This window comes from Massilia sp. UYP32, assembly GCF_050434365.1.
GTDB classification, from domain to species: domain Bacteria; phylum Pseudomonadota; class Gammaproteobacteria; order Burkholderiales; family Burkholderiaceae_D; genus Telluria; species Telluria timonae.
In genome coordinates this window covers 1-15,726 of the sequence record NZ_JBNDIK010000034.1, presented here as the reverse complement: position 1 = coordinate 15,726, position 15,726 = coordinate 1, and the positions used below count along the sequence as shown (strand labels likewise).

Annotated in this window: 17 protein-coding genes; 6 read left to right on the top strand and 11 right to left on the bottom strand. The window is 58.3% G+C overall.

Going from position 1 to position 15,726, the window contains the following annotated elements; translation table 11 throughout:
• Positions 1-39: 39 nt before the first annotated feature.
• Positions 40-1,008: a DNA-binding protein gene (locus tag ABIB42_RS23130; RefSeq protein WP_312485436.1), complete on the bottom strand. Its 969-nt coding sequence runs from the start codon at positions 1,006-1,008 to the stop codon at positions 40-42.
• Positions 1,009-1,194: 186 nt separating this feature from the next.
• Here ABIB42_RS23130 and ABIB42_RS23125 point away from each other — a divergent pair, with 186 nt between their 5' ends.
• A complete protein-coding gene (locus ABIB42_RS23125; RefSeq protein ID WP_429249049.1) occupies positions 1,195-2,211 on the top strand; it encodes a tyrosine-type recombinase/integrase in 1,017 nt (338 codons plus the stop codon).
• Between the two features lie 146 nt (positions 2,212-2,357).
• On the opposite strand, the gene ABIB42_RS23120 is transcribed toward ABIB42_RS23125, so the two are convergent.
• The 8 genes from ABIB42_RS23120 to ABIB42_RS23085 all read right to left on the bottom strand — a co-directional run bounded on the left by ABIB42_RS23120 (position 2,358) and on the right by ABIB42_RS23085 (position 8,986).
• Entirely contained in the window at positions 2,358-2,996 is a 639-nt protein-coding gene (locus ABIB42_RS23120; protein ID WP_262836180.1) for a c-type cytochrome, read from the bottom strand.
• An 11-nt stretch (positions 2,997-3,007) separates the two neighbouring features.
• A complete protein-coding gene (locus ABIB42_RS23115) occupies positions 3,008-4,207 on the bottom strand; it encodes a molybdopterin-dependent oxidoreductase (RefSeq protein ID WP_429249054.1) in 1,200 nt (399 codons plus the stop codon).
• Between the two features lie 119 nt (positions 4,208-4,326).
• Positions 4,327-5,721, bottom strand: coding sequence for a beta-propeller fold lactonase family protein (locus tag ABIB42_RS23110; protein WP_429249048.1), 1,395 nt, complete (start codon positions 5,719-5,721; stop codon positions 4,327-4,329).
• A 2-nt stretch (positions 5,722-5,723) separates the two neighbouring features.
• Complete coding sequence (locus ABIB42_RS23105; protein ID WP_136223449.1) at positions 5,724-6,176, bottom strand: DUF305 domain-containing protein; 453 nt, start codon at positions 6,174-6,176, stop codon at positions 5,724-5,726.
• Positions 6,173-6,970, bottom strand: coding sequence for an anti-sigma factor family protein (locus tag ABIB42_RS23100; RefSeq protein WP_136223445.1), 798 nt, complete (start codon positions 6,968-6,970; stop codon positions 6,173-6,175). Before ABIB42_RS23100 ends, ABIB42_RS23105 begins: the two co-directional genes overlap by 4 nt.
• On the bottom strand, positions 6,967-7,473 hold the full coding sequence (locus tag ABIB42_RS23095; RefSeq protein ID WP_429249047.1) for an RNA polymerase sigma factor: 507 nt from the start codon (positions 7,471-7,473) through the stop codon (positions 6,967-6,969). The genes ABIB42_RS23100 and ABIB42_RS23095 overlap by 4 nt, the downstream gene beginning before the upstream one ends.
• Before the next feature lie 28 nt (positions 7,474-7,501).
• The gene (locus tag ABIB42_RS23090) at positions 7,502-7,930 is read right to left on the bottom strand and encodes a nuclear transport factor 2 family protein (protein ID WP_091874566.1); all 429 of its coding nucleotides are present in this window, start codon (positions 7,928-7,930) and stop codon (positions 7,502-7,504) included.
• 81 nt (positions 7,931-8,011) lie between these two features.
• Entirely contained in the window at positions 8,012-8,986 is a 975-nt protein-coding gene (locus ABIB42_RS23085) for a LysR family transcriptional regulator (protein WP_228892619.1), read from the bottom strand.
• Between the two features lie 55 nt (positions 8,987-9,041).
• On the opposite strand from ABIB42_RS23085, the gene ABIB42_RS23080 reads away from it, so the two are divergent.
• On the top strand, positions 9,042-10,058 hold the full coding sequence (locus ABIB42_RS23080) for a YeiH family protein (protein ID WP_075791083.1): 1,017 nt from the start codon (positions 9,042-9,044) through the stop codon (positions 10,056-10,058).
• A gap of 159 nt (positions 10,059-10,217) precedes the next feature.
• Complete coding sequence (locus tag ABIB42_RS23075; RefSeq protein WP_136223706.1) at positions 10,218-10,394, top strand: Tn3 family transposase; 177 nt, start codon at positions 10,218-10,220, stop codon at positions 10,392-10,394.
• 103 nt (positions 10,395-10,497) lie between these two features.
• Here ABIB42_RS23075 and ABIB42_RS23070 read toward each other — a convergent pair whose 3' ends face one another.
• The gene (locus ABIB42_RS23070) at positions 10,498-10,797 is read right to left on the bottom strand and encodes a hypothetical protein (RefSeq protein ID WP_429249046.1); all 300 of its coding nucleotides are present in this window, start codon (positions 10,795-10,797) and stop codon (positions 10,498-10,500) included.
• Positions 10,798-11,107: 310 nt separating this feature from the next.
• Between ABIB42_RS23070 and ABIB42_RS23065 the strand changes: the two genes are divergently transcribed.
• Positions 11,108-12,181, top strand: a complete 1,074-nt coding sequence (locus ABIB42_RS23065) for a DNA-binding protein (protein WP_109343463.1) — start codon at positions 11,108-11,110, stop codon at positions 12,179-12,181.
• A 130-nt stretch (positions 12,182-12,311) separates the two neighbouring features.
• On the opposite strand, the gene ABIB42_RS23060 is transcribed toward ABIB42_RS23065, so the two are convergent.
• Entirely contained in the window at positions 12,312-12,713 is a 402-nt protein-coding gene (locus ABIB42_RS23060) for a hypothetical protein (RefSeq protein WP_184236222.1), read from the bottom strand.
• A 125-nt stretch (positions 12,714-12,838) separates the two neighbouring features.
• Here ABIB42_RS23060 and ABIB42_RS23055 point away from each other — a divergent pair, with 125 nt between their 5' ends.
• Entirely contained in the window at positions 12,839-13,117 is a 279-nt protein-coding gene (locus ABIB42_RS23055) for a helix-turn-helix domain-containing protein (RefSeq protein WP_184236219.1), read from the top strand.
• A 1,627-nt stretch (positions 13,118-14,744) separates the two neighbouring features.
• Positions 14,745-15,572 (top strand): tyrosine-type recombinase/integrase, encoded by an 828-nt coding sequence (locus ABIB42_RS23050; protein ID WP_429249045.1) that lies wholly within the window; start codon positions 14,745-14,747, stop codon positions 15,570-15,572.
• Positions 15,573-15,726 lie beyond the last annotated feature (154 nt).

Genomic DNA, 15,726 nt, shown 5'->3' with positions numbered 1-15,726 from the left:
CATCATTCGAACCCATTAAATTTAAAAAGGTAAAGCGCTTTACGTTTTTGTCTTCCGTGTTTTCGGACTGGCTGCGGCGGGTTTCTTTTTCAAATCCGCGTTCTCGCCCTCCAGCTCGCTAACGCGAGCCTCCAGCCGCTCATTCGCCTGGTGGGCATGCTCCAGGCGTTCCACCACCATTTCCAGTTCAAACTGCCTGCTGCTAGCTAACTCGCGCGTCGCCGTCAGTCCTTCCGTGGCCTCGTACAGCTTGCGGGCTTGCTCCCTGGCCGCGTCTCGCTGCTCGTGCAATGTGTGTTCCAGCTGGGCCTTCTCGCTCCGCAGCACGGCCAGCGCCTCGCGGCCGTCCTGGAAGTTGGCGCGCAGCGTGGCCGCCTCCTGTTCGGCGCGGGCAATCCGCGTTTCGTAGGCGTGCTTGTCATCCTGCCGCTGGGCCGCGCTCGCCTCCTGGAAGTGCTCGAACTGGCGCCGCGCCTGCGCCAGCTGGTCCGCCAGCTCCCGGACCTCGGCCGTGCGGTCGGCCAGGCGCTGGGCCTGCCCCGTCTTTTCTGATTCCAGGGCGGCGATCGCCACCGCATCTTGATGCCGGGCAGCCTGCTCGCGCGCGAACGCCGCCATTACGCTGTGCAGTTCGGCTTTCAGGGCTTCGCGCTCTATGCCAAGCTGGCGCACCTCTTCGCGCAGCGCCTCCGCCGCTTGTGCGACTTTATGTGCCGCCAGCTGGTGCTCAATGCGCAGCTGCTCGACCTGAACCTGCGCGCCTACCTGCACCCGGTCGTAGACGCCCTTGATCGCCTCCAGCAGATCGGCCGGCACGCCCGCGCCCGCCGCCGCGACCTCGCCTTCGTGCTGCGCCTTCCATTGTTTAAGCATTGGCGCGATCGTGCTCTTGCTGCCGGTGCCGCCCAAGGCCTCGCGCACGGTGTCGACGGTGGCGTTCTTGCCGGCGGCGGTCAGCTCGGCGGCCGCCTTGGCGACGTGGGAGTACAGGATACCGGCTCTGGCCATGATCGCTCCTTGGATAAGATAACGTGCGGTGTAATACGTAATGGTACGTTATAATACGATATAAAATCGATCCGAAATGAGTGAATAATTAGGCTCGATAATGTAGATTATCGACACCGATGCCGATCCGCAGCGTGCTATCCTGCCGTAACCCCCGTTACAAGCCCGACCGCGAGCAACACAGCCATGGCCACCCCCGAACCCGCCGACAACGGCGCCGAAAATAACGATGCACACCCAGCGTCGGCGCTGCACTCTGCCGTTACAGCTGTGGACGCCGTGCTCGCAGCCCAGCACCGCGCCGTCCTGGCCGCCGCCACGGCCGACAACACGCGCCGGGCGTACCGGTCCGCCGTAAACCACTACCTGGCGTGGGGCGGCGTGTTGCCGGCCGACGAAGCGGCGATCATCCGATACCTGCTCACCTACGCGCCGACCCTCAATCCCCGCACCTTGGCGTTGCGCCTGACGGCACTGTCGCAGTGGCACGTCCACCAGGGCTTCCCCAATCCGGCTTCGACACCGACCGTGCGCAAGACACTGACGGGGATCGCACGCACGCACGGCCGCCCGAAGAAGAGGGCCAAGGCCCTTCCAATCGAGGACCTGGAACGTATCGTGGTGCAGCTGGTCAGCGCCGGCACGTTGAAGGCGACGCGCGACAACGCACTTTTGCAGATCGGTTTTTTCGGCGGATTGCGGCGCAGCGAGCTGGTCGCCATCGAGGTCGGACATATTGGCTGGACACCCGAGGGCATCGAGATCATGCTGCCGCGCTCGAAGACTGACCAACTGGGCGAAGGGATCATCAAGGCGATCCCGTACAGCGACGGCCCTTGCTGCCCGGCGGCGGCGTTGCGCGCCTGGCTCGACGCCGCCGACATCATGGCCGGACCGGTGTTTCGGTCTATCAGCAAGTGGGGGACGGTGGCCAGCGCCGCTCTGGGCGTGGGCAGCGTGAATACGATCCTGGAGGATTGCGCGACACTGGTCAAACTCGACTACGTGCTAGACCTGTCTAGTCACAGTCTGCGGCGTGGCATGGCCACCAGCGCGCACCGCGCCGGCGCCGACTTCCGCGACATCAAGAAGCAAGGAGGCTGGCGCCACGACGGCACGGTCCATGGCTACATTGAGGAGGCCAGCCGGTTCGAGGATAACGCGGCCGGCAGTCTGTTGCGTAAGCGGGTCAAACCGGCCTGATTTGTCTCAGCGCCCGCTTGCCCGTTGTTGAAAAGCAGCACCGGCCGGCCCCCGGCTGTGCCGGGGCGAGCGACGGCATGGCGCGAAGCACGTCCCCGGCGGGCATGCTCAGTAAAGGCGTCTACAGGAAGGGGATGGCATCAAATTCATTGCGCCAGGACATAATGCGCCAAGGCCATCGCTTCGCCCTCGCTCAGTTGGGAGAAAGCTGGCATCGGTACAGGCCCCCATTTGCCAGCGCCGCCCGCTCGAATATTCCTCGCCACCAGTGATACCGCGTCTGCCTTGCCCTTGTACTTTGCCACCACTTCCTTGAATGCCGGCCCGACGACCTTTTTGTCGATCGAATGACATCCCATGCAAGCATTTGCGGCAAGCAACGCTTTCGTATCGATTGCTGCGGTGGCGCCGGCCTTCGGTGCAACTGCAGCTGGCTTTATCGCCGCGTTCGCAATCGGCACTGCGTTACTGCGTTCGGCACCGTAGGTCTTGACCAGGTAATCGACCATGTCCGGGATATCCGCGTCTGAGAATTGCGCACCGAACGGTTTCTTCATCTTTCTCACCGTGGCATCCCAGTAGCCGCGCGGTGATGTCGTGGGCTGCGACTGGATGTAATGGACCGAGTGACATGTCATGCAATTGCGCTGGGCCAGCGCATATCCCGGCAACTGGCTGGGTTTGAAGACAGCAGTTTCAGGCGGAAGCTGAATGTCGAGGGCGAAAGCTGGGGCCGCAGGCATCAGGCTGATGGTGAACAGAGAGCAAATCAGTGGATGTTTCAATTTAGTTCCCCTTATACCGCGACGACGCGCGTCGATTCGACCACATTGCGCATGTAGCCGGCAGGATTCCACAGGGCGCTCGCCGGTTGGCCTTGACCGATCCGGTTGACCGCTCGAACCAGCAGTTCGTGGTTTCCTTTTTGTTTCGGCGTGAACGCCGCGCTCCACTCTCGGAAAGAGTAGCGCCCCAGGTCCTTGCCCAGTTGTGCAGCTTGCCAATTCTTGCCGCCGTCAGATGAAAACGCCACTTCATTCACGCCGTAGCCGCCGTCGAACGCAATCCCGCGCACCACAGTCTGGCGCCCGACCTTGACGTGCATGCCGTCCGTCAGGCTGGTCACGAACGAGCGCACGTTGAGGCGGTTGATCGGGACGGTCTTGGTCGGCGCTTTTCCCGGTTCGGTACACGCGCACTGATTGTCCGGGATGCGATAGGCCGTGCTCATCCAAAACCCATCGAATACCTTGTCGGTCACGGTAATGTCGGACAAATGCTTGACCCAGTAGGTGCCGTAGTAGCCGGGCACCACCAGGCGCAGTGGGTAGCCATTCAACATGGGCAGATCGGCACCGTTCATTTGCCAGGCAAGCATGACTTCGCCGTCGAGCGCATGGTCGATATTGAGCGCCTTCATGAAATCGGGTCCGTCGCCGACGGGCGGCGTGTCAAGGCCATTGAACGAGACCTGTACCGACCCGGCCTTGACGCCCGCCTTTTCCAGCACCTTGCGTAGCGGGACGCCAGTCCAGCGCGCGTTGCCCATAGCACCATTCGATAGCTGGCCGCCGTTGGCGCGCGGCGACAGGTGGCCGCGGCTGTTACCGGAACACTGGTTCACGGCAACCAGTTCGGTGGCGTCAGCCATTTGCTTAAGGTCGGCGAGCGAGAGCTCCAGCGGCGTATTGACATTGCCGCCGACTTTGAGACGGTAGGTTTGCGCATCAACTGCGGTGGGTATGCCACTCCAGTGATAGCGTACGAAGAACGCATCGTTGGGCGTGATCACTGATTCGTTGAACACACTGAACGGCGTTTCCAGCTGCGGCGGACGGGCGGTCAGCAGGATCAGCGGCCGCTTTTGAGGATACACGACCAGTTCGCGCTCGCCGTTTTCAAACGGCAGCGTGACGTGGCCTGCCTCCGCCGCGAGCGCGCTCAATACCGGACTGCCGAACACGCCGGCGGCACCGAGCGTGCCGGCCTGCCTCATAAAGGAACGGCGCCGCAACGCCTCCGCCGTCAATATCAACGAGTTCTTCGCCATACTGGTCTCCGTTATTATTGTGAAATCGGTTAGCTCGATACTGCCACAGTATTGTCGTGATTTGCTTACTGCACGCTACTCAATACGGCTTTTTGTGGATCGACGGCCACGTCCCCTTCCATCACCAGGATGCGACTCGCCGTCGCGGCCTTGTCGTTGAGGCTGTTGCTCACGGCGCGCATCGGTCCGATCGCAGTGCCGTTCGCCATCCCCATCGGATTCGTCTTGAAACTGGCCACCGGCGCGGCCTGGCCGGTGACGTACACGCTGTACGCGGTCTGCGGCTTGAGTTTGAACAGCGACACTTCCAGCGCGTCCACCACGCCCAGGTTACGGGCCACAACGAATCCCTTGGCCTCGCCGGCAGCGGGTTTAAGCGCAATGTTGATTGGCTCGCTGTTGGCGCGCGGGACCAGGTTGGTCATGCCGTCGCCGTGCGGCACGGCGTTCGAAACGTACACCAGTGCCTGCGGCGCCTGGCCGACCGGTGCGCGCGCAATCACCTTGTTGGTGGCGCTGTCGATGACATCGACCGCGTCGCCGTTTTCAAGTCCCACATACAGACGTGTGCCGTCGTCGGAGGTCCAGATGCCGTGGGGCAACGCGCCGGTAGGGATCGTCGCAACCAGCGTCGGCGTGGCGTCGGTGGTGTACACCTTGACGACATTCTCACCGCCGATCGTTACGTAAGCACGGGTGCCAGCCGCAGTCTTCGCGAACGCCAAGTGGTTGGTAATGAAGCCGGTATCGATGACGCCCTTTACTTCCAGGCTGGCAGTATCGATGCGCGTCACTTTGCCGGCATCCTTGTGCGTCATCCACATTTCCTTGAAATCAGGGGTGAACTGAAGGAACGGCGAGAACGGGCTGACGACCTTAATGTGCTTGATGACCTTGTGCGACTTCATGTCGATCACGTCGACCACGGGATTGAAGCTGGAGACGACGAACGCCAGCTTGCCGTTCGGCAGGAACTGCACCATGCCGGGGCCGGCGGTCGTCTCGATCCGCTTTTTCTCCTTGAAGGTGACCGGGTCGATCACCGAGATGTAGTCTTCGCCGCGCACCACCGCCCAGACTTCGCGGCCGTCGGCAGTGAAAAACCCTTCATGGGGCGAGCGACCGATATAGGTGATTCCTTTGACCTTGTTGGTCGCCGTGTCGATGAATGCCACCGAGTTAGAGCCGTTTGAAATGGCAATCAGGGTCTTGTGGTCGGGCGAAAAGCCCAGGCCATGCACATTGATCTCGCCCTTGTACAGCGGCGAGAGCACATCCGGGCGCTGGTTGCCCAGTTTGATTTGGCCGAGCAGCCTGTTGGTCGCAGGGTTGATCACCGAAACGGTATTGGTATTCTGGTCAGCGGTGTAGACGCGGTCTTGCGCGCCTGGAGCGGCAAACGCGGAGGCGGTGAGCAGGCTGCTGAGGGTCAACGAGAAAACGAAGTGACGGATTTGCATGATTATTCTTTCTTGGTGATCGAAGTGGGAGCAACTTTTTCCTGAACCGATTGGTAGCGCTGCAGCCAGGCCTGCATAATCTTGATTTCGTTTTGCTGTTCCGTGATGATGCCTTGGGCGACGTTGCGCAATTCAGGATCCTTGGTGGTGAGCAGCAGCGCCTTCGCCATATCGATTGCGCCCTGATGGTGCGGAATCATCATCGTCACGAAATCATGTTCCGCAACGCCATTCATTGGCGCGCGCTTCATGCCGTCATCCATGACGGCCATGGCATCGTCCATCAGCGCGGCAAACGGCTTGGCCGTGCTGGCGATAAATACGGGGGGCTTTGCCGCTGCCGACTGGCCATGATGGTGGGGCATGGCCTGTCCGAGCGCACTAGCGCCAATGAGGGCGGCAACGGCGAACGTGCCCAAGCGTCGATAATACAAAGGCCGGTTGATCAGGGTCATGACGGTTTCTCCAGTTGGTCGTACACGGCGGTGGCAACGCGCGCCAGTTCGGCCTTGTTAGTTCCAGCCGACAGCGCATAGCCGAATTTGCCGTCGATCCAATAAAACACATTCACCGGTCCCTCCTGTGCGAAGCGAAAACCCGTGTCCTTGTTGTGCGCCTGGTCGGTCGACACGTACAAGGTGAGGCGCTGCCCGGTCGCGTCGTGGTACATGAACTGCGCCACCGCGCCTTGGGCGCCAGGGAGCAGGCGACCACCGATCAGCTCGTAGCCGAGTTTGCCCAGCCGGGGTGGCCGAATTGCCGTGCCGAGGCGTTTGGACAGCCATGCCACTAGCTGCTCTTCCTGGTCAGCCCCGATTTCCACCGGCCGCTTGACATCCGGGCTATAGACAACGTGGGCGATTGCGGCCTGATGGGCCAAGCCGGCAACGTACAGCGCCGGCCTGGCCTGCATGGAATCACCTTGGGCGTACTGAATCTCGCCTGCCTGCTGGCCATGCAGCAGCCACCCTGTCGTGCCGCTGAACAGGGCGATGGCAAGACCGGCTACCAGCCGCTGCCATTGCCACTGGCGCGGTCGCGCTGCGCTTAAGCGCTCCGGCACGGCTTCGTCGAGCACGGGATTGAAAAGCGCGCGCAGTTCATCGTTTTGCGCTGTATAGGCGCGCAGCCGCTCCGCCTCTTCCGGGCGCTGCGCCAGATAGGCGTCGACCTCGAGTCGGCGCGCGGCAGGCAGCTTGCCGTCGACGAAGGCGTGCAAGTCGGCTTCCGTGATGGGTAGGGTATTCATTTGACCACCTTCAAGGGTGCGATGTACGCTCTCCCTTCCATATTCGCGCGCATTTTTTCACGCGCGCGCGACAGGCGCGACATGACCGTACCGATGGGAATCTTGAGCGTTCGCGCGACGTCGTCGTAACTCATTTCTTCCAAGGCCACCAGCAGCAGGATTTCACGCTGTTCCTCTGGCAGCGCACGCAAGGCCGTTTCCATGTCGCGCAGTTCGAGTCCGCTTGAAGGACTGCCAGGTGCTAGTGCCATCGATGTCTCCTCGTTGAGCGCTTCCGTCGGCACTGAAGGCCGCCGCGCCTGGTCGATACGCAGGTTGTGCATGATGCTGAACAACCATGCGCGCATATCGCTACCACCCTCCCATGACGCCAGTCTCCCCCATCCGCGCTCGACCGTGTCCTGCACCAGGTCGTCGGCGCCGGCCCGATCGCCGACCAATGCCCGCGCATAGCGGCGCAGACGGGGAATGCAGGCCAGCAGCTGGTCGCGCGAATTGGGCATGGATGTCACTGGAGTATCGGTCGATTAATCAATAAGCTGCTGCGGTCAGTTTCGGATCGATCTGCCAGGTTTCGTTGACCAGCTTGCCATCGCGGTAGGTCAGCACATAGCGCACATTGACCTGTGCCTTGCCTTCGAACTGCACCTTGGCGACGATCGTCGCACCCTTTGGGTTCGCCGATTCCTCCAGAGCAAGCACAGTCACGCGCGCCGGCCCGACAGCCTTGCCGAACTTTTCCCAGGTGGCGCGAATGGCATCGGAACCGGCGTACATGCCGTCAAGCGGCCCGCCGACCCATGTCAGCTGGGCGTTGTCGGCATAGCCACGCATGATGACGGACGTGTCACCGGCGCCAATGGCGCTAAAGTGAATCTGCGCGGCATCGCTCATCGGGCTGGCGACAGCGCTGCCGATCGAAGCGATAGCGAGGATGACGGCGAAGGTCGCTTGTTTCATGAAATTCTCCCTGGTTGGGTCAGTCGGACGGAAAAAACCGGTGTTATCGAGGTGAACGGATCTGCGGATGATTTATTCCATCTATTTCAAATTAATTTTCGCAGGCGTTTCGTCGCGCGCTATTTGGGAGAGGCGGATCATCGCTTCCAGCGCCAGAGATGCCTTTGTCTTGTACCGTTCGGGATGGCGCAACATGTAGAACGCGCGCTCCGGCAAGTCGATGTTTGCTTTCGCCAGCAAACCTGCCCGCAGATGCGAGGCTACTACCAGTTCCGACATGGCGGTGGCGAACTTGCCGGCCATCACAGCGGAGCGGACCGCTTCGTTGGACGGCAATGTGAGTGCGATATCGAGTGCATCGAAGTCGACATGCATCGCCTGAAGTGCGCACTCGAGCGCCGAGCGCGTGCCGGACCCCTTTTCGCGCAAGATCCACTGTGCCTCAAGAAGATCCGCGTGCAGCAGCCTCCTCCCTGAAGCCCATGGATGGTGCGCTGCGACTACAGCGACGATCTGGTCGGATGCGATGGCATCGACCGATAGTGTCGGCTCGTCGATGGCGCCCTCGACAAAGCCAAGGTCGGCGCCCCCCTGAAGCACTGCTTGGGCGACATTATGGGTGTTATCGATGGTCACGCTCAGTGCGATCGCCGGATGCGCTTGGCGAAATTGCACGAGGTACTCGGGTAGCCAATAGCTGGCGATAGTCTGACTCGCATGAATGGTCAGCGTGCCACGTTTCATTCCACCCAGCTCGGCCAATGTCAGTTCGGCGGCGCGCGCGCTGGCGATCGTGCGGCGTGCTTCTATCAGGAAAATACGGCCCGCTTCGCTGATCTCGATGCCGCGGCCGACGCGATTGAATAGGGCAGTACCATAGCGTTCTTCCAGCACCTTGATCGAAGCACTTACCGCTGAAGGGGTGAGCGCCAACACTGCGGCGGCCTGGGTCAAATGCTGTCGCTCGGCGACTTCAACAAAAATCCGCAATTGTTCTAGTGTCATCTGATTGTTCAATTCTATTGAACGATATATTCGATATTGTAAGATGGACATAACAATCTGTCGACTTGATAATCGTTCTATTGAATTCGAGAATCAGGAGCGGCAAATGGTCAAGCAACCACTAAAACTCGTTCGCAACGCGCTGCCAGGCTTGGCACTTTGCGCTGTGGTTACTGCGATAGCTTACGCAATGGAAAACATCGAAAGCGCTTTATTTGGCCACGCATGGCTCGAAAGCCTGGTGCTGGCCATTCTTCTAGGCACCGCCGTGCGGACGGTGCATCGGCTCGATACTCGCTTCGAAGACGGCATCCAAGTCGGTGCGAAATTATTGCTGGAAATCGCGGTCGTGCTGCTGGGCGCTTCGGTCAGCGCCGGTGCGCTGCTCGAAAACGGCATCGGTCTGATGAGCGGCATCGCGGCAGTGGTCGCCATCGCGATTGCGCTCAGCTTTGCCCTTGGCCGTGCTTTTGGTCTGCCGCGCAAGATGGCCATCTTGATTGCCTGCGGCAATTCGATTTGCGGTAACTCTGCCATTGCCGCGGTGGCCCCGGTTATCGATGCGGATGGAAAGGACGTCGCTGCGGCGATCGCCTTCACTGCCGTGCTTGGCGTTGTCGTGGTGCTGGTGCTGCCGCTAATGGTGTCACTGTTGTCGTTTTCACCAACGCAGTTCGGTGTCTTTGCCGGGCTGACCGTCTACGCGGTGCCCCAGGTGCTGGCCGCGACCTCATCGATATCGCTTAGCAGCGTCCACATCGGCACCCTGGTGAAACTGGTGCGGGTGCTGATGCTGGGCCCAGTCGTGCTGGTACTGTCGCTGATTGGTCGGCGCGAAGGTGGTCGTCGTCCTGCGCTGTCGCATATGGTCCCGTGGTTCATCGTCGGCTTTTTGCTACTGCTGACCTTGCGCTCGTTCGGCGCCATTCCAGAGGCGGCAATTGCGCCGATGCACGTGACGGCGAATTTCCTCACCATTATGTCGATGGCCGCACTCGGACTCGGCGTCGATGCGCGCTCAGTCATGCGGGCCGGTTGCCGGGTCGCCGCAGTTGTCGTGTTGTCGCTGCTGGCGTTGGCAGTCATCAGTTTTTTCCTGATAAAAATGCTCGGCATCGTTTGAAGCACTGCCCGATTAGCGGCTACCGTTAGAAATCGAGGATCTGTATTTTTTTAATACGAGAAACTTGGTGGTATTGCAGAAAGTTACAGTCTGATACGCTTGGCAAGCAGTCGCGCAATGCGCTTGCCAGAGCGGTCTTGATTCATCGCTTTAGGTGATATGTGCGACCGCGGCTTAAACCTGGTGACGGGCGCCATCGTTCTTTGGCATGCGGTGTTTCTGGAGCGGGCGACACAGGTTGCGCGCGGTCCTGGCAGCTCCCCGACGCCAGTATGCTGCAGTTTCGTGTCCTCGTTGGCCTGGGAGCACATCTACGGGACCGGATATTACATTTGAAGGAAGAGCAAGAAGGTTGATGAGAAAAATATCGGCCGCTGCGGACTTCAAGAATCGGTAACAGGGCTTAGCGCCCGATTTTTTCCGTTTTCCCTATTCTCCCCTAAATGAAGTATTCGAGAAACTTCAGGAAATTCCCATGAGCATAGATTTCAGTACCTGAGATGCCGTTATTCTCGAAAACCTGCTGACGGGATTTCCCGCGCCCTCCTGGATTGCGCTCGGGATCGGTGAAGTATAAAAGCCGCACCTCGGGGATCGCACCGCGTTCCAATAACGACTCGGTCAGGCCTGCCATCGGCATAAGAGACGCACGGAGCTCATCATGCGATGTGTAGCGGAACCTGATTTGGTTCAGGAGATCGGTCTCTCGCTCGGTCAGTTCGATGTCGGGTACTCGCAAACCAGAACCCCCTTACAAGATGAAAAAGCGACCAGCTCGACCTATAGCCTGCTATTGCTGCCTGCCAGTGTAGCAAAGACTAATTTCTTACGGTAGCTGAGCAAAAGGCCTTTGCTTCGTCGATATCTCCATGTTGTGGCTGCAGTTTTAGATCCCGCGGCTGTTAGACGGAGAGTGGCAGCCCGCGACGCTTCTCCAGCCAGCGCTTGAGCATATTCGACATTATAGGAGTAATGTCATATTTTCAGAGGAGGGCGCCGGTTTCGTTACGTTTTACGTAGTATTACGGGACTACGAAAAGGGGGGGTATATGCTCGAGAATAGGCAAAGCACAGCCTCTATGCAGGCTGACATTGATTGCCTGCGTGATCGGTTTCCACGCACTGCGGATCTCTATAGGGAAGCTTGTGCCGTTATGTTCTTCAGGTACGGCGTGACTCCAACAACGAACGCTCTCTATCAGCTTGTTCGGAAAGGGAGTATGTCTGTTCCAAGCGAAGCATTGAAAAGGTTTTGGAGTGACTTGCGTGAACGGGCAAGGGTCGACCTTCAGCATGCGGACTTGCCCGATCAGGTAAAGCAGTCGGGCGGCCAGCTGATCGGTGAGATCTGGGCGCTAGCCCAAAAGGCTGCTGACGAGTCGATCATTGTATTGCGGCAGAGCGCAATGGTCGAACGCGACGCTGCCCTGGCCGAAAAGGACCGTCTGGAAGATGACATCGCTCAACTGTCTGCCCAGCTCAAGGACGGCCGCGATCAAATAGCAGCAGCTGAGGGGACGATCGTAAAACAGCGGGATGAACTTGGCGCGGCAGCAGCAGCCCAGCAAGAAACGGACTTGAGACTGAATGAGGCTAGAGCTGACATTGAAACGTTGCGCGACCAGATAAGTTCGATGTTAAGAGAGCGCGCGGCGGAGATTGAGAAATTAACTGACCGCATCCTTCAAGCTGAGCAGCGTTACACCGATCTGGCGAAAAGAACCCTGGTTGACCTGGACAAAGAGCGAACTGCGGCGACGAAACTGCAGAAGCAACTCGACGCCGAGCGCCGGACGTTCGCGTCCCGCATTGAAGAAATCCAGTCCGAGGCACAGCGGGCTCAGTTTCAGCTTGCCCGACAAGGCCAAGAGCTCAGCGCCTATATGACTAAGGCGGAACTACTTGCCGACGAGCGAGACCGAGCGGCTAGCCAGACCATGAGAACCGCATTTCAGTGCGGGGAACTGGAGAGCCAGCTCGCTGCAGAGCGAGCAAAGGTTGCTGAGTTGCGTGAACAACTCGAGCGATTCGCCAGCACATCGAAACCAAGCAGGCGGGAGCCGCGCTCGACGCCTGTAATCCCTCGCCAGCGGCGTCGACCCGGCAGCAAACAAGACAAATAGATTGCTAGCGTTGAACGAAGTTCGATACCGATCGAAACAGCAGACTGGCTGCGAGCTTGGAGTAGGCGGTGTAGCGTTTGCTCTCGGAATTCGCGCGCTCGAGGTGTACTTCTGACCGCTTTAGACGAGCTCAGGCTGCTTCTCGTTTTGGCCGAGCCCTGTAAAGCGATTTCATCTTCTGCTTCGCTTCTTCTCGAGTCAGACCAACGGCTTCACCGGCATCAGTAAAGTAGACGGGTATCTCGACATCATCTTCGACGTATAGCCGAATATTCAAAACCGATGTCCAGCGCCAAGTGTTGACTTTCTCCTTGCGGTAAGGCTCAAGTAGGGAAATCTCAACAATTTTAAGTAACTTGTTGCCGTTGCAAGTGCGGCAGAACTGTAGTACGTCGCGAGGATCCCAGAGGATCGTCGTCTGTTGGACCCAGCGACGCTCTTCTTTAAATGCGTAGGTGATGAACACGTAGAGCATACCTAGGCTTAGCGTAGCTGCACGCCAGGTCGCGATCCCTGGCCCCATCGAAAACATGGGCGCCTCATGTGCTTTGTCTGTAGTAATCACTTGAATGCCTCTGCAGTACGAAATGAACACTATAGATTGTAGTCCTAAAGTGTTCGCCATGAGTACATCGTGCATTTTATGCGGAGGTGCTCGTGGGGTTGCTCAAACAATTTGGAACAGGACTGCAGAAGGCGAGGAAGAGTCGAGGTCTGACACAAGAGGATTTTTCGGTAGTTTCGAGTCGAACCTATCTCAGCAGCCTGGAACGCGGGATCAAAGCCCCTACGATTACAAAGATCGACGACATCGCAGCGGTGCTGGGTGTACATCCGTTGTCTCTCGTTGCGTTCGCGTATCTGCCGAAGGACATTGCGGAGCGAAAGAAACTTTTTTCTCAGGTAATAGCTGACCTGAAATCGTTCGAAGATTAGGACGACAGTTGCGATTCGCGGTAAGCAAACGTATGGGATTCTGGATGGCTCGAAAGGCAGCAGTCCCGCCGTACTGCAAGAGAATCGAACGCAAATGAGGATCCTTGCAGGGTGGCATGGCAGTCGGCTGGTATCCCGGCCATACTTCCGACGCATGCGCGTATTACCTAACGGTTACCGCAAAAATCGGGACTGCACGACGAGTTACGTAAAGCTCGCCGGTAAAACCAAGAAAGCCACAGGTTAGACCGCTATGAGCCTAGGATGAAGCACAGGCGGCAAGATACGAAGTAAAACTTGGACACCTATGCGACGCGGCAGACTTCAAACAATTAGTTCCGAAAACTTCCACGATTTACTTCGGAGCGCTGCTATATAGCAAAGACCGAACTACTGGCCGACGAACGCGACCGAGCCGCCCGCCAGGCTGCGGAAAGCGCGCACCAGAGTGCGGAGCTGGGTAGCCAGCTTGCCGCCGAGCGCGCCAGGGTGACTGAGCTTCGCGGACGGCTTGAGCGAACAGCGCCGAAATCGGAATCGGCCAGCGAGGAGTTGGGTTTGGCACGGGCAGCGCGTCGTCAGCGGCGACCCTCACGAAGCAAGCCAGACAAATAGGCCAGGCCTGACGCCAGCGGCCCGAGTCCCACACGCCGATCCGCGAGCTGCAGCCAGTTGTCTCGTCTGTCATCACTGAACATCCGACGCGATTCCGTATCCATAAATACTTCCGTTGTACCTAAAGCTATTGACGTGATGAGTAGGCCATGAAGATTTACCTAAACATATAGACTCGACGGGGAAAACGGGGCTTTGACGCCGAGTCGGTAGATTAAGGTGCCCCGAGTACGGAGTTTTAGGTACGAGCGCTTCGGCGCGAGTAATCAGGCCTGCACGTCGATCGGAAGGCTGCCCAGGGAAAACTTCGCATAATCTATATTATGTTAAATGCGCGCCGTGGCGGGCAAGACCACGTGCGTTCAAACGCCGGGGCGCCCAAGCGCTCTAACCCAAATGTATCGGGGTGATATACGCAATCGCATCGGTTTGATGATTTCTGCACCTACCCGATATCGTTGCGTAAGCGACTCCAAGCCGGTCTACACCAACCCGATATCATTGCGTCAAAAAATCGGAGTGTTCGTCTTCTATTTGCCGATGCCTTTGAGTAAAGTCGTCGAAAAATGCCGCCCCGAATAGCATTCTCAGTATTGCATTGGTTCAACCCGACATCATTGGGTAGCTTGTAAGACGGCCTAGAATTACCGGCCATGTGCGAACTCACTGATGATGTTTGGTAACGCCGTAGAAAACTCAAGAAAGCTCGCCATGTGATACGTATAAGTCACGGCAAATTGCACAAATTGATGCGCATTTAGCGCCCAAGCGTTGTCATTGTTCTTTAGGAAGCATATGCGAGTTAGCTTGAAAAATTGCGGTAGCAGGCTAGTAGGGCGATTTATTTATAGGCTGGTAGGAGCCCTGTAGGATGGTGGCACGAAAGACGCACACCTAAGTTATGTGCAGTACCGGTATTTAATGCTTCTCTCGCCCTAAGTTCACCGTAACTCCTGGGATGCAACCAAGGTCTATTAAATGCCAGAAATCTTACTCGACATTAGCATATATATTGTCGAATAAAACTTCGGGTTTCAGTCGATTTGTGAAATGGTCGCGACTACGTCGTTCGCTTGCACGCTTCCTTGACAAGAAAACGACGTTTGACAACTATCGCAAAGAGGCCGAGCGCCTTTTGCTCTGGTCGACCATCCAAATGGGAAAACCCCTGTCCTCGCTCACGCATGAGGACTGGCTCGTGTATCAGGCTTTCCTGCTCGATCCGCAGCCGCGCGAGCGCTGGGTAACAAGCGAAGGCCGCAAGTTTCCTCGTTCGCACCCGGATTGGAAGCCATTTGCAGGTCCCTTATTGCCGGCGAGCCAACGGCAGGCGGGTGTCATCCTCAATTCCATGTTCTCATGGCTGGTCAATGCCGGCTATTTGGCAGGCAATCCGCTGGCATTGTCGCGCGAGCGCAAGCGCCGGCCCCCGCCCCGCGTCACGCGCTATTTGGACGAAGAAATCTGGCGGGCGGTGAAGGACACGGTCGACGCGCTGCCGCGCGAGACCAACAGGGAGCGGGAGCACTACTTCCGATTTCGATGGCTCATATCGCTTTTCTACATATGTGGGCTGCGCATTTCGGAGATCAGCGGCGCAACCATGGGTGCATTCTTCACACGGCGCGATCGTTCTGGCGAACAGCGCTGGTGGCTGGAGGTGATGGGGAAAGGCGACAAGATCAGAATCGTGCCCGCCACTGGCGAGTTGATGGAGGAACTATCCCGTTACCGCCGCGAACTGGGACTGACGCTTTATCCGATACAAGGGGAGCCGACTCCCCTCCTCCTGCCGATTGGGGGCAAGATGCGCTCCTTGAGTCGGGGTGGCATCCGGTAGTTGTCAACAAAGATGTCGCGTCAAGTCATGCGGCTTTTCTTAATTGCTCTGGCGGTTTCGGACCTGTCAGAAATTCTGTGTGCGGGGCCAGAATTCGTAGTTAGGTAATTGCGTTCGTGAAGCGTTCGCCGAACATGATGGCGAACTGGTTGGC

Coding starts and splice junctions, on each gene's coding strand:
- ABIB42_RS23130 (WP_312485436.1), bottom strand. CDS start 1,008: ATGGCCAGAGCCGGTATCCTGTACTCCCACGTCGCCAAGGCGGCCGCC.
- ABIB42_RS23125 (WP_429249049.1), top strand. CDS start 1,195: ATGGCCACCCCCGAACCCGCCGACAACGGCGCCGAAAATAACGATGCA.
- ABIB42_RS23115 (WP_429249054.1), bottom strand. CDS start 4,207: ATGAGGCAGGCCGGCACGCTCGGTGCCGCCGGCGTGTTCGGCAGTCCG.
- ABIB42_RS23110 (WP_429249048.1), bottom strand. CDS start 5,721: ATGCAAATCCGTCACTTCGTTTTCTCGTTGACCCTCAGCAGCCTGCTC.
- ABIB42_RS23105 (WP_136223449.1), bottom strand. CDS start 6,176: ATGACCCTGATCAACCGGCCTTTGTATTATCGACGCTTGGGCACGTTC.
- ABIB42_RS23100 (WP_136223445.1), bottom strand. CDS start 6,970: ATGAATACCCTACCCATCACGGAAGCCGACTTGCACGCCTTCGTCGAC.
- ABIB42_RS23095 (WP_429249047.1), bottom strand. CDS start 7,473: ATGCCCAATTCGCGCGACCAGCTGCTGGCCTGCATTCCCCGTCTGCGC.
- ABIB42_RS23090 (WP_091874566.1), bottom strand. CDS start 7,930: ATGAAACAAGCGACCTTCGCCGTCATCCTCGCTATCGCTTCGATCGGC.
- ABIB42_RS23085 (WP_228892619.1), bottom strand. CDS start 8,986: ATGTCCATCTTACAATATCGAATATATCGTTCAATAGAATTGAACAAT.
- ABIB42_RS23080 (WP_075791083.1), top strand. CDS start 9,042: ATGGTCAAGCAACCACTAAAACTCGTTCGCAACGCGCTGCCAGGCTTG.
- ABIB42_RS23075 (WP_136223706.1), top strand. CDS start 10,218: ATGTGCGACCGCGGCTTAAACCTGGTGACGGGCGCCATCGTTCTTTGG.
- ABIB42_RS23065 (WP_109343463.1), top strand. CDS start 11,108: ATGCTCGAGAATAGGCAAAGCACAGCCTCTATGCAGGCTGACATTGAT.
- ABIB42_RS23060 (WP_184236222.1), bottom strand. CDS start 12,713: ATGTTTTCGATGGGGCCAGGGATCGCGACCTGGCGTGCAGCTACGCTA.